We start from the raw sequence: 13,828 nt of genomic DNA, 5'->3' as shown, positions 1-13,828 counted from the left end.
AGGAGAACTAATTATGGAAGAGTTAAAAAACTTAAAAATTTTATATATTGATGATGAAGATTTTATAAGGGAAAATGCCGTAGAGTATTTAGGTTTTTATTGTGATAATGTAATTGAAGCAAAAGATGGTTTAGAGGGTTTTGAAAAATATAAACTTCATATCCCTGATATTATAATAACAGATATAAAAATGCCTAAACTAAACGGATTGGAGATGATAAGAAAAATACGAAAAGATGATAAAAAAACCAAAATAATATTAGCTACTGCATTTTTAGAAACTTCGTATTTACTTGAAGCTGTTGAATTGGGTTTGGTAAAATATTTATTAAAACCATTAACAGCTAATAAACTTTTACCCGTATTAAAATCATGTATAGAAGATATGATTGATAATAAAAATATTTTTAAATTTTCAGATAATTTTACTTTTGATACTTATAATAAAACTTTATTCAAAGATAAAGAACCTATAGTTTTGACAAAAAAAGAGCTTCTATTTTTAGAATTATTAATAAATAATAATAAAAGAGCAGTAAAATATAGTGAATTAAACAATTATGTGTGGAAAGGTTTGATGACCGAAGATGCTTTAAGAACTATTGTAAAAGAGTTAAGAAAAAAGATCTCAAAAGAGAGTATCAAAAACATATCTGGCATAGGTTATAAATTAAATGCTTAGAATTATCCTTTTTATCTTTTTAATTTTAATAAACTTAGATGCTACAACAATAAAAGATTCACTATTTGGTTCAAAATTTATCTCATATGATGGAATCACTTTTGAACCTTTTGAAAACTCTAATTATAAAAATATTCAAACAAATAAAGATATAACTTTTAAAATTAATATAAACAAAAAAATACTAAATAATGAAATCTTCTATATAAAAATATTTTGCAAACCAGATATTTTTGTCTCTTCAAATTTAAAATATAGACTAAATGATGATTATCCTCTAATAAAAATCGATAAAGATATTAATGAGCCTTTGATTTTAGTCTTTAAAGCAAATAATAACTTGCCAAAGTTTTATATAAAAATATATAATGAGTTGGAATATAACTATATTTTAAAAAATGAAAAAATCTTTTTTGGAATCTCATATGGTATATTGCTTTGTGCTTTTTTATACAATTTAGTATTTTATTTATCAAATAAAAAACGAGCTTTTTTATACTATTCAATTTTACAATTATTGTTATTCTTTTTATTGCTTATTATGTATAAAGAGATGTTTATTTTTAGTTGCATAACAACTGTTAATGAAAAAATTATAGATTCATCAATCTCAATATTGATAAATTTTATACTATTTTTTTCCATTTTATTTAATTTGGAATTTTTAGATACCAAAAAATATACTCCATCTATCCATAAAGCTCTTAAAGTTTTAGCTCTTATTATAATCATAAACTCTTTTATGATTCTATTTTCTCAAAGTCTTAATATATTTGAGTACATCTCATTACATTATGTTATTTTGATTTTGATTTTTTCAGCATTTGTTGTATTAAAAAGGGGAAATAAAACTGCTATTATCTATTTAATAGGGTGGGCTTTACTTTTTTCAATTGTCTTTTTCTCTGAAACAAATTTTTTTGAGATGAACGATTTATATCTTTTACATATAGGAATACCTTTGGAATCTCTTATTTTCTCCCTTGCATTAGGATTAAAAATCAGACAAATAGAGCTAGAAAAACAACAAAATGAAACCCTTTTGATAAATCAGAGTAAATTAGCTTCAATGGGTGAAATGATAGGTAATATTGCCCATCAATGGAGACAACCTCTAACCCATTTATCATATATTATTATGAATATTAAAGCTGCTTATGATAATAACAAACTAAACAATGAATATATTAGTAAAAAAAGTGAAGAAGCAAATAGACAAATAGAGTTTATGTCACAAACAATTGATGATTTTAGGAATTTTTTTAAGACATCAAAACTTCAAAGCGATTTTTCACTTATTGAGTGTATAAAAGAGAATATTAGGTTGTTAAATGAGAGTTTTAAAGTATTAGATATAGAAATTAAACTATTTTATAAAAAAGATTTTCAAATAAACACTTATAAAGGACAGCTTTCTCAAGTGATATTTAATCTATTGAATAATGCCAAAGATGAATTTATAAAAAATAAAACAATAAATCCTAAAATAGTAATAGAACTCTCTAAAACCGATAAATATTTTATTATCAAAATAATAGATAATGCTGGTGGCATAGAAGAAAAAATCCTAAAAAAAATTTTTGAACCCTATTTTACAACAAAAGAGAGTGGCTTAGGAATAGGTCTTTATATGTCTAAAATTATCATTGAAAAAAATATGAAAGGAAAGCTTGAAGTTGTAAATAGAAAAGATGGTGCGGAGTTTATAATTAGTCTATTAACTTCAAAATAAACTCCTCAAGTTTTAATTAAAACTTGTAACCTAAACTTATTATTCCATAAGTTGTCTCTTTATCATAAAAATCTGTATTTGCATCTTCTTCTAAGTATCCTGCTTTAAAATTCATATATACACTTTTGTAATTTAGTATATTGTCCCATCTTAGATTTGCATTGATTCCTGTTATAGTTGAATCAATTTTTTTATTAAAAACAGGGTTAGTTTCATCATAATTCTTTTTACCAATATCTATAAAAGAAGAGAGAGTAAGATTTTCAGAAACAGGAGTACTAAACCCTAATATTAAATCATATCTATCATAAGCACTTGCTTTTCCATCAGCATCATACATTTCGTAAGAAACATTTGCCATATAATTAATATCTCTTTCAAAAAATTTAAGTTTCCACATATTGTCAAAACCAAGTATATGTCTATATCCTTCACGTTCTAACTCTTTTACTATATTTTCTTTATTATAATCTACTGAACTAAATTCATATTTGATTTTACCTTGATGAATATTTGAAAAAGATACTCCATACTCTAAATAAGCGCCTAACTCTCTTACATCAGTCTCCACTCTATTGGTACCAAGTAAAAAAGGGTCTTCCCAAGCGTCATATGCACTATATTTTATTCCAAAGTTAAAATTTCCAAAAGAGGTATTCATTTTAGAACCAACTCTTAACTCATTATTATAACTAGCATAGATATTTGTAGAATCACTTAAGTTATATCCATAAAAAAAGTTCAAATAAGGTGAGGTGTCACTTTCACTCTTTGCCTTTTGTGAATTTATACTATCTTCACCAATAGTAGAAAAATTATTTTTACTACTTTTAGTAGCAACACCAAACTCCACAAAATTTTGTTCACTTGCTAATAATATACAAGCTGAAAATGATAACAGTAATATTTTTTTCATTTTTATCCTTTTTTATTTGTAGTATAAAAGGATAATATGGGGAAAAAATGGGATACTCTATAAATTTTTAAAATAAATGCAATTTAAACAATCCAACTTTCTCTCATCAATACTACATTTAACACAGGGTGTTATCATATCTTCATCAAACTCTCTTTTTTGGGTTGTATTAGGATTAAAAGAGGCAATATATGAGACATTTAACACTGGATCAAAAAGTAGTTTATTTGCCAACGTTGCATCAATATTTTTATTTCTTGCCAATGCTCTTCTTACATTCATCTTCTCTGATTTAAACAATAGCTCTAATAACTCTAAATCTTCACTTGTAATAGCTAACTGGATTAGTTCCATTTCGGTTTTTTCTATAAAACTCATGTTAACTCCTTTTTTTTATTAATGCATAAACTATTCCTAATAATAAAATTTTTATATTAATAATTTTTATTGTCTATATAAATTTTAAATAAAATTAACTATAATAAAAAAAAGTGAAAGGATTAATATGGCTATTGGATTTATAGGACTGGGAAATTTAGGAAGTGCAGTTGCAAAAAGATTAACTGACATGGGAGAAAAACTGAAAGTTTATAATAGAACTAAATCTAAAGCTTTAGATTCAGGCTATGAAGTATTTGACTCACCAAAAGAGCTTATAGACAACTGCGATATAGTTTTTATGTGTCTTTTTGAGTCTTTGGCAGTTGAAAATATATTTGAAATGGAAAATGGTTTATTAAGTGCTGATTTACAGGGTAAAACTATCATAGATTTAACCACAAACCATTATGAAAAAGTTTTGACTTTCCATAATAAAATTTCCCAAAATGGTGGAGAGTATTTAGAAGCTCCAATTTTTGGAAGTGTTATTCCTGCCCTTCAAGGAGCAGTTACAATTGTAGCTTCTGGAGAGAAAGAGACTTTTGATGAGTGTAAACCACTACTTGAAAAATTTGGGAAAGAGATTTTTTATCTAAAAGAACCTGGAAAAGCTTCAAAAATGAAACTTATAAACAATCTGTGTTTGGGCTCATTTATGGCAACAATTGCAGAGTGTACTGCACTTGGAGAGGCTTGTGATATTGAAAAACCAAAACTTTTAGAGATACTTGGAGTTGGTGGTGGACAATCATTAGTTTTAAAAGGAAAAACTCAAAAACTAATTGAAGAGGATTTTTCTGCACACTTCTCAAACAATGCAATTTATAAAGACCTACACACTCTTCAAGATTTGGCTTATAGTTTAAATCAACCACTATTTACAGCAGCTGTACCAAAAGAACTATTTGGTCAAATGAAAAAAGATGGAAGAGGAGAAGAGGATTTCTCTTCAATTTATCAGCTTTTTAAATAACATACCTTTTGGTATGTTATATGGCATAAATATAGTTTGAAACTTCTATTAAATTTCCATCTGGATCTCTTAAATATATAGAGTTAATTTCACCATTTGCACCTGTTCTTTTTATAGGTCCTTCAATTATTTCAATGCCAAATGATTCAATATGATTTTTAAACTCTAAAACACTCATTTGGGTTATAAAACACAAATCAGCACTTCCCTCTTTTACATTTTGTGCTTTTGGTTCAAACTCATTTCCCAATTCATGTAAATTTATCTTTTGATGACCAAATTTAAGTGCAACTCTATTACCTTTAAAAATCTCTTCTTTCATCCCTAAAATATTTGTATAAAACTCTACACTCTTTTGTATATCTTTAACTGTAAGTACTATATGATCAATGCTATTTACTTCAAACATCTTATTCTCCAGTTTTTTATCAATTATATCTTATCTTTATAACTTAATGCGGTTAAATATGCCTGTTCTTGATATTTTTTTAAACTTTGTGGATATTCTATATTGTTTCTCTTTTCAAAAGAGGAAATTGTTTGTGATGAAAGCAACTCTACCTTAGTTAAAGGATTTAATTGAATCAAACCTTCCATCTTAAAAGTTACTGCTCCTCCTGCAAAAGCCCCTTTTTTCCCTCTTTTTTTAATGGCAATTGCATCTATTGCATTCTCTTCTAAAAATAATAAAAATTGATTACAAAACTCTCTTATACTATTTTGTTCTTCATCATTTTCAAGAACAATTTTTTTTGTTTTTAAATCTAAATATCCATTTTCATTTATTACTACTAACATTGCTTGATTACTTTTTAGCTCTATTCCACAAATATTCACATTAATTCCTTTTTATATTTGTAAAAGTATATGATAAAAAAAAATATTCAGACTATTTGATTACAAATTGTAAGAGTTTTATTTTGATTTACTCAAAGGAAGTATTATTTTAAAACAAGCTCCTTTATACTCTCTACCTTCATGGATATAATTTTTATTATGAAGCTCTAATTTTCCATTCATATGTTTTTCAACTATCTCTTTTGACATATAAAGACCTATTCCTGTACCCTCCTCTTTCCCTTTTGTGGTAAAGTAAGGCTCAAATATTTTATCCATTATCTCTTTTGGAACACCACCACCATTATCTCTTATTGAAAAAAATACACTATCTTGCTCTTTATGAATGGTTACAATTATAAGTCGATTATCTTCTATTTTTTCCATTAAAACATCTTTTGTATTGTTTAAAAGATTCATAATAACTTGAGTAAACTCATTTTCAAATCCATAAACTTCCACATCTTCCAGATTTTCAACTATTGTGATATTTAATATATCAAACTTGGTACTTAAAAGTTTTAGTGTCTTTTCATAACAAGTTCTAAGATTAAAAACCTCTTTATCTTTATTTGGTTTAAAATAGTTTCTAAAGTCATCTATTGTTTGAGAGAGATATTTAACCGTATCACCAATTTTTTGTAAATCCTCTATCTCCTCATTTATATTTACCTCAAAACCTAAATTTTTTCTAAGTAGAAGTCCACTTGATGTAGTTGAAATAATTGAAAGGGGTTGTCTCCATTGGTGGGCAATATTTTCAAGCATTTCACCCATTGAAGCCATTTTTGATTTTTGTATTAGAAGATTCTCTTTCTCTTTCAATTTTGCTTCTGCAAGTTTTTGCGAGGTAATATCCAAAAACGAACTTACATAATACAAAACTTCATTATTGTTATCTAAAATTACATGGATAGTTAATAACTCATTTACAATTCTTCCATCTTTGTGTTTATTATTAATTTCACCCATCCAGTAGTGATTTTCTCTTAAAGAGTTATACATATTATCATAAAAATCTTTATTGTGAATTCCTGATTTAAGTATGCTTGGAGTATTTCCAATAGCCTCTTTTGCACTATATCCTGTAATATTTGTAAAAGCCTTGTTAACCCTTAATATTCTTAAAGTTTTATCTGTAATTATCATTCCACTTTGCGTATCAAAAGAGGCTGCTGCTATTTGTAGTTCATGTTTAGATTTTTCCAAACGTTTAAGCATAGTATTTACTTCATTATAAAGTCTACCAAACTCATTATTCTCAGATGTTGTAACTCTCTTATTTAAAGAGTCTGAAAACTGTATATTCTCTAAAAATTCTACTAATTTTAATATTGGATTTGTAAATCTTCTTGCAAAAAAAGTTGCTAAAATATATGAAATAATCAACATAAAAAATAAAATTATAGTTAAAACTTGTAAATCTTTTTTTATAACATCATATATTGTATTAATGGTAAATTTAAACTCTATATGTCCTAAATGATTATCCTCATATTTTGCATCAACATATAGTGTTAAAAATTTGCTATCAATAATAGAATTTATCTCCTCATAATTATTTGGAAGACCATTTGCAACAAAACTTTTTTGATCTTTACTATATTGTAAAATAGGTTTACCATCTAATTTATATAAAACCATAGAGTCAAGATTTGAAAATGATTTTAATTTTGTGGTTATATCTGCTGCTGCTGAAATATCATTTAGAAGAATTAGTTTTGCAACATCTTGACCTAAAACCAATCCAATAGATTTTGATAGTTTAAGGGTATTATTGTATTGATTTGTCATATACCAATATACAAAGGTGCTATATCCAATAAAACCTGTAAGTATTGTCACAAGGACAATTATTAAAGTTAATCTTTTTTTAATTGATCCCTTATATTCCATCTACAACCAATAATCTATTTTGAAGGATTTACAATAGGAACTTCAGTATCATTTCCCCACTCAAGCCAAGAGCCATCATAAACAGATACTTTGTAACCCAACTCTTGCAGTACTATATAATTAAGTGCCGCTTCTGCTCCACCATCACAATAAAGAATAATCTCTTTATCTTTTGGAATATCTTTATATATCTCTTCTAATTTGCCCAAATCTTTCATACTATTACCATCTTTAGAAACTTGATAATTTTGTGTACATTGATAGTTTAAAGCAGTTGGAATATGTCCAAATCTTTTTGCTAAAGACTCTTTACCTTCATAGTGTGACTCTTTTCTACCATCAATAATAGTCTTTTTACCAATTGCTAAAAGGGTACTTAGTTTTGTCTGTATCTTTTTATTATCTACTCTTGGAATAAACTCTTTTCTTACAGGTTTATACTCATCATTTGTAATATTAAAGTTCTCTTTTAATAAAGAACCATAGGCAACTTTTAAAAGAGCAACATTATCATGTCCTAAAGTTTGCAATATCCAATAAAATCTTGCTGCCCAAATGAAATCTCCATTATCATAAGCAACTACTAAACTATTGCTATTAATACCTGCATTACTTAAAAGCTCTTTTAGAAAATCTAATTTTGGCATTAAAAACTTCTCATCAAAGAGTGATTTTAATCCAGGAATATTTACTGCATTTTTTAAATGACCTTTTAAATATTCATCTTTTTCTCTTAAATCAACAAGGACTAAATTTGGATTATTCAGATTTGTTTTAAGCCAATCAATAGTTACAATTGCAGGAATTTTTTCATCATTTTTCAAATTAGATGAGACTAATTGAGTTAAAAACAGAAGAGTTAAAAAAATAGTTTTAAAGAGTTTCATATATAAACCTTTTCTTAAAATAATATTTTACCATAAAATTAATTTATTAAGTATAATAGATGAAATTATCTTTTTGTTAATCTTTTTTTTATTACTCTCTCTATCTCTGTTTTTATATTATTTGATGATCTTGTACTTGAGTTACTGTTTGGAATAGAAGCTACAACTTTATCACACTTATCGCAAATAAAGTCAAACTTTCCAATTGTTAGGTTTTCATCACTTGAATTATGAATATTATAATATAACTCCTCATTACAATTTGGACAAAAACATTGTAAATCTATAACCTCTTTTCCATACCACTCCCATTTCCATTTAACTCCATAAATAAAATCTTTTTTATAATCACATCTATTTTTTCTAATTTGAACTACAATTATATAGATTAATATTGGTGAAAATAGTACAGCAAATTGAGTCCACAAAGGGTAGATATCAATATATTTTTTATAATAATCTATAACAATCTTTTTTACTAAATTAAAATATTGGGAAAACTCTATTGGAAGTATGATTAGTGCGATAATAAGAATTACACCTAAAATAAACTTAGCTTCAAAAGATAGTAGTTGTTTTTTTCTCATAAACTCTCCAAATCTTTTCAAAAAAGTAAAGAAGAGAAATACCTCTCTTCTTTACACATCTAAGTGTTCTACGTCTTTTGCGTGTTCTTCTATATAGTTTCTTCTAGGCTCTACTTCATCACCCATAAATAGAGTAAAGGTATCACTTGCTAACTCAGCATCTTCAATTTTTACTCTTAAAAGTCTTCTATCTTCAGGTGTCATTGTAGTCTCCCAAAGTTGTTCAGGGTTCATTTCCCCAAGACCTTTATATCTTTGGATATATGCACCTTTTTTAGCTATACCTTCAATATCTTCTAAAACATCTATTAAATCTCTACCTTCAAACATTGAGATATCTCTTTCAATAAGTTTTGAATAGATATATGTTGCTTCACTAAAATATGCAGATGCAAATAGTTCATCATCAATTACAAGCTCTTCCAAACCTTCATTTGTTTGAACAAATAGTTGAATTCTTTCTTCTGTTATTGTTTTAGTTAAAATATTATAACCCTTAGCCTCAATAAAGTTTTTAACCTCTTCATAAAGTGCAGCTTGGTCAAGTTTTACTAAATCTGGATTTTCCACAAGATGTTTTAAAACCTCAATTAAAGAGTATCTCTTTTTAAGTTGAGTTAACATTCCTCTATATCTTGAAACAGTTTTAAACAAGTCAATTAGGTCATTTACACCTAATCCACTAAATTCATAATTCTCTGCACCATTTTCAATTAGGAAATTTGATAGAGCTGTATCATCTTTTAGATAAGTCTCATTTTTACCTTTTTTATATCTATAAAGTGGTGGTTGTGCAATATATAAATACCCTTTTTCAACAACTGGTCTTAAAAATCTAAAGAAGAAAGTTAAAAGAAGTGTTTGAATGTGGCTTCCATCAACGTCGGCATCGGTCATAATAATGATTTTGTGATATCTGATTTTCTCTTCATCAAAATCCTCACCAATACCGCAACCAAGTGCAGTAATCATATTTCTAATCTCATCAGATTTTAAAATCTTATCAAGTCTAGATTTTTCAACATTTAAAATCTTACCTTTTAGTGGTAAAATTGCTTGATAAACCCTATCTCTACCTTGTTTTGCTGAACCACCTGCTGAGTCCCCTTCCACCAGATAAAGTTCTCTAATAGCTGGATCTTTACTTTGACACTCTGCAAGTTTTCCAGGAAGTGTTCCAACTGTCATAGCATCTTTTTTTCTAGTTAAATCTCTAGCTTTTTTAGCTGCTTCTCTACCCCTTGCTGCCATTAATGCTTTTTCCATTACAGCTTTAGCTTGAGCAGGGTTCTCTTCAAAATATTTATCTAATTGTTCAGAAGTTAATTTTTGACAAATTGGTTTTACATAAGAAGATCCAAGTTTACCTTTTGTTTGACCTTCAAATTGTGGCTCAGGAACTCTAACTGAAACAACTGCAATAAGACCTTCTCTTACATCATCACCTGTAATTTTTGTATCTTTTTCCCTTGCATTTGCATTTGCATTTAGATATTTAACAATACTTCTTGTAAGTCCTGCTTTAAAACCAGCTTCGTGAGTTCCACCATCAATAGTTCTAATATTATTTACAAATGAAAGAGTTTTTTCAACATAAGTTGAGTTATACATTAAAGCAATATCTACTTCAACATCTTCACTTTTATCACTAAAACAGATTGCATCTGAAACTGCTACATCTTTATTTAAATCAGTAACAAATTGTTGAATACCACCTTCAAAATGATAAACCTCTTTAACTTTTTTAATCTCATCCTCTAAAGATATAGATATAAATGGATTTAAGTATGCAACCTCTTTAAATCTCTTTGCAAGTGTAGCAAATTCATAAGCAAATACTTCAAATATAGAATCATCTGCTAAGAATTCAATAGTTGTACCTGTTTTTCTTGGACTTTCTCCAATTACTTCTAAAGGAGCTTTTGGAATACCTTTTGAAAACTCTTGATAGTGAACTTTTCCTTCTCTATAAATAGTCATTTTAAGTTCTTTTGATAAAGCATTTACAACAGAAACACCAACTCCATGAAGTCCACCAGACACTTTATAGGTATCTTTATCAAATTTTCCACCGGCGTGTAATACTGTTAAAACAACAGTTGCTGCAGAAATACCTTCACCTTCATGAATAGCAGTTGGAATACCCCTACCATCATCTTCAACTCTTATCCAGTGATCTTTAGTCATAGTAACTTTAATATTTTTACAATATCCAGCCATAGCCTCATCAATAGAGTTATCTACAACTTCATAAACCATATGGTGAAGTCCATTGATGTTTGTATCACCAATATACATCCCAGGTCTTTTTCTTACGGCTTCTAAACCTTTTAGAACTTTAATATTACTTGCGCCATACTCTTGTTGACTCATTATAGATTTCCTTTATTAAATTATTTTTCTAAAACTATTGGCATAACTATTGTAAAAAATTTTTCATCTTCTAAATAGAATGGTAAGTTTGATTCATTAAATCCAATTTTTACATTTTCATTATTTGTTTGACTTAAAAAGTCTAACATATATTTTGCATTTACTGCTAAATAAAACTCTTGATCAATATTTAGTTCAATATCAACTTGTGTTTTAGACTCTGTATCTTCATCCAAAGATTCAAATACAATTGAGTGTGGTTTAAATGAAATTTTAATATTTGAAAATAATGAAGTTACAAGTTTGATTGATTCAACCAACATACTTTTTGAAACAGACATTGTATATTTTAGATTTGAAGGAATTATTCTTTCATAATCTGGGAATTTTCCATTAATTAATTTTGTAAAAAATTTCATATTTGAATTTGAAACAATAAGATTGTTTTCATCATACATCAGTGTTGCATCATCCAAGAAAAGTTTTTGAATCTCTATTATAGCTTTTTTAGGAATAATAAATTGTGCTTCATCATTTGAAATATTTTGTAGATTTGAAATAGCTAATCTTCTTGTATCTGTTGCAACAAAGTTTATTTTAGAGCTTTTAATATCTATTAATGCACCATTTAATTCAAATTTAGGATTGTTATTATCAATTGCAGGTGTAATTTTTCTAATAGAGTTAATTAAATTAACAGTAGATATCTCTAATTTTTTTAGATTGTTATTTAAAACAAGTGATGGATATTCATCTGCATCATACATTGGTAATTTAAATGTTGATTTGTTTTGTTTAATAACAAGATTGTTTTCTGCTGTTTCAATAATAATATCTGCATCTTTTAATCTTTTAATAATACCTAATAGATTAGATCCATTAACTGTTGCTTTTCCATATATAGCTTCAGTAATTGATTCTATTGAACACTCTAATCCTATCTCATAATCTGTTGCTTTCAATATTAGTTTAGTTTCATTTACTTCTAAATATATATGTGAAGTAATTGAACTTGCATCTTTCTTTTCTAAAAATGGTTGCATTGATGAGACAATATTCTCAAATATGCTTTTTGTAATTATGAACTTCATTTATAGCTCCTATTTATTTATATTAATTAGTGGAAGTAGTAGACAATGTGAAAAGATGAAAATATTATCTAACTCTCTATTTTACGGTCACTTTGTATGTGAATAAAATAGGTTTAATAGTTCACATCTTTTCACATTTTAATTCTAAACTTTTTTTTCCACCCCTTAATGTATGATTTTATTTTTTAAATTTTGGATGATTAATTTAAAGTTTTCATCCGTTTCCATTAACTCATTTGTTTTTTGAATATTTTTAGATATTGAACTATGATCTTTCATACCTAAAAATTTTGCAATATCTGGCATAGAGTTATGTGTTAACTCTCTTGCTAGATATATTACTATTCTTCTTGCATTTGCAACTGTCGCTGTTCTTTTTTTAGATTTAATATCACTTGGTTTTATATTAAGCTCATTTGCCACAAGTGAGATAATATCAGGTAGTTTTATATTCTCTTTTTTTTCTTTAATTTGCTCTTTTAAAAGATTTTGTGCAAGTTCTAAATTAATCTCTTGATTAAGTAGTGAAGCACTTGCATTTAGTTTGATTAAAACCCCTTCAATCTCCCTAATAGAGTTATCAAGATTTGTTGCAATATAGTTTACGATTTCTCTGCTTAGGTGAATACCATTAAGTTCGCTTTTTTTCTCAATAATTGCTATTTTTGTCTCAAGTCCTGGGATTTGAATATCAGCTGTTAATCCCCACTCAAATCTAGATTTAAGCCTATCAACAAGTCCTGCTATTTGTGATGGAAGTCTATCACTTGTCATAACAATTTGTTTTTTAGCATTGTGAAGTTCATTAAAGGTGTGAAAAAACTCCTCTTGAGTCTGTTCTTTTCCAGATAAAAATTGAATATCATCTATTAATAGAACATCACATTTTCTATATTTGCTTCTAAAGTGTTCCATATTTTTGTTTTTGATTGAGAAGGTAAAATCATTCATAAACTGCTCAATAGTTACATATATAACAGTTTTTCCTTTTTCAATTGCATCATTACCAATCGATTGTAAAAGGTGAGTTTTACCAAGTCCTGTTCCCCCATAAATAAATAATGGATTATATAAAATTCCTGGTTTTTCAGATACTGCAACAGAGGCATTATAAGCCATTTGGTTAGAGCTTCCAACTACAAAAGAGTCAAAAGTATATGATGGGTTTAAAATTGTACTCTCTGTCTCTTCTTTTTTTGCTTTTTCAGAGATAATCTCTTTTTTACTCTTTTTTTCACCTGCAAGTTTTATTTCAATATCTGGTTTGGTACCATCGTAAATTTCGAAACAGTGTTGAATTAAAGGTTTGTATTTACTCTTTATCCAAGAAGCCAAATATCTGTTAGATACTTCAAAAACAGCCAACTTATCATCTGAAGTTATCTTCTTATATATAAGCTGTTTGAGATATCTTTTATAATCAGTTGGATTTGCCTCTTTTTTAATAATAGTTAAAAACTCTTTGCTTGTCAT

The 13,828-nt window shown here is 27.2% G+C and carries 13 protein-coding genes; 3 read left to right on the top strand and 10 right to left on the bottom strand.

What is annotated here, in order from left to right:
- Positions 1 to 13: 13 nt before the first annotated feature.
- Together AEBR_RS00065 and AEBR_RS00060 are read left to right on the top strand one after the other, a co-directional pair.
- Positions 14 to 682 carry a response regulator transcription factor gene (locus tag AEBR_RS00065; RefSeq protein WP_129085917.1) on the top strand — a complete coding sequence of 223 codons (669 nt, stop codon included), beginning with the start codon at positions 14 to 16 and terminating at the stop codon, positions 680 to 682.
- Positions 675 to 2,414, top strand: coding sequence for a sensor histidine kinase (locus AEBR_RS00060; protein ID WP_129085916.1), 1,740 nt, complete (start codon positions 675 to 677; stop codon positions 2,412 to 2,414). The genes AEBR_RS00065 and AEBR_RS00060 overlap by 8 nt, the downstream gene beginning before the upstream one ends.
- A gap of 16 nt (positions 2,415 to 2,430) precedes the next feature.
- On the opposite strand, the gene AEBR_RS00055 is transcribed toward AEBR_RS00060, so the two are convergent.
- Both AEBR_RS00055 and AEBR_RS00050 read right to left on the bottom strand, forming a co-directional pair.
- Positions 2,431 to 3,330 carry a DUF2860 family protein gene (locus AEBR_RS00055; RefSeq protein ID WP_129085915.1) on the bottom strand — a complete coding sequence of 300 codons (900 nt, stop codon included), beginning with the start codon at positions 3,328 to 3,330 and terminating at the stop codon, positions 2,431 to 2,433.
- Positions 3,331 to 3,387: 57 nt separating this feature from the next.
- Positions 3,388 to 3,708: a hypothetical protein gene (locus tag AEBR_RS00050; protein ID WP_129085914.1), complete on the bottom strand. Its 321-nt coding sequence runs from the start codon at positions 3,706 to 3,708 to the stop codon at positions 3,388 to 3,390.
- A gap of 127 nt (positions 3,709 to 3,835) precedes the next feature.
- On the opposite strand from AEBR_RS00050, the gene AEBR_RS00045 reads away from it, so the two are divergent.
- Entirely contained in the window at positions 3,836 to 4,684 is an 849-nt protein-coding gene (locus tag AEBR_RS00045) for an NAD(P)-dependent oxidoreductase (RefSeq protein WP_129085913.1), read from the top strand.
- Positions 4,685 to 4,700: 16 nt separating this feature from the next.
- Here AEBR_RS00045 and AEBR_RS00040 read toward each other — a convergent pair whose 3' ends face one another.
- The 8 genes from AEBR_RS00040 to dnaA form a co-directional block, all read right to left on the bottom strand.
- Entirely contained in the window at positions 4,701 to 5,093 is a 393-nt protein-coding gene (locus AEBR_RS00040) for a VOC family protein (protein WP_129085912.1), read from the bottom strand.
- 23 nt (positions 5,094 to 5,116) lie between these two features.
- Positions 5,117 to 5,521 (bottom strand): DUF3010 family protein, encoded by a 405-nt coding sequence (locus AEBR_RS00035; RefSeq protein ID WP_129085911.1) that lies wholly within the window; start codon positions 5,519 to 5,521, stop codon positions 5,117 to 5,119.
- Between the two features lie 78 nt (positions 5,522 to 5,599).
- The gene (locus AEBR_RS00030; RefSeq protein WP_129085910.1) at positions 5,600 to 7,417 is read right to left on the bottom strand and encodes a sensor histidine kinase; all 1,818 of its coding nucleotides are present in this window, start codon (positions 7,415 to 7,417) and stop codon (positions 5,600 to 5,602) included.
- A gap of 14 nt (positions 7,418 to 7,431) precedes the next feature.
- On the bottom strand, positions 7,432 to 8,304 hold the full coding sequence (locus tag AEBR_RS00025; RefSeq protein ID WP_129085909.1) for a sulfurtransferase: 873 nt from the start codon (positions 8,302 to 8,304) through the stop codon (positions 7,432 to 7,434).
- 65 nt (positions 8,305 to 8,369) lie between these two features.
- On the bottom strand, positions 8,370 to 8,891 hold the full coding sequence (locus tag AEBR_RS00020) for a hypothetical protein (protein ID WP_129085908.1): 522 nt from the start codon (positions 8,889 to 8,891) through the stop codon (positions 8,370 to 8,372).
- A gap of 51 nt (positions 8,892 to 8,942) precedes the next feature.
- The gene (gyrB, locus tag AEBR_RS00015) at positions 8,943 to 11,264 is read right to left on the bottom strand and encodes a DNA topoisomerase (ATP-hydrolyzing) subunit B (RefSeq protein WP_129085907.1); all 2,322 of its coding nucleotides are present in this window, start codon (positions 11,262 to 11,264) and stop codon (positions 8,943 to 8,945) included.
- A gap of 20 nt (positions 11,265 to 11,284) precedes the next feature.
- Positions 11,285 to 12,355 (bottom strand): DNA polymerase III subunit beta, encoded by a 1,071-nt coding sequence (gene dnaN, locus AEBR_RS00010; RefSeq protein ID WP_129085906.1) that lies wholly within the window; start codon positions 12,353 to 12,355, stop codon positions 11,285 to 11,287.
- A gap of 165 nt (positions 12,356 to 12,520) precedes the next feature.
- Complete coding sequence (dnaA, locus tag AEBR_RS00005; RefSeq protein ID WP_129085905.1) at positions 12,521 to 13,828, bottom strand: chromosomal replication initiator protein DnaA; 1,308 nt, start codon at positions 13,826 to 13,828, stop codon at positions 12,521 to 12,523.

Origin of the sequence: Halarcobacter ebronensis, assembly GCF_013201825.1 — a bacterium.
GTDB lineage: Bacteria > Campylobacterota > Campylobacteria > Campylobacterales > Arcobacteraceae > Halarcobacter > Halarcobacter ebronensis.
Note: the sequence above shows the minus strand (reverse complement) of the source record. Positions and strands in the feature narration are given on the sequence as shown.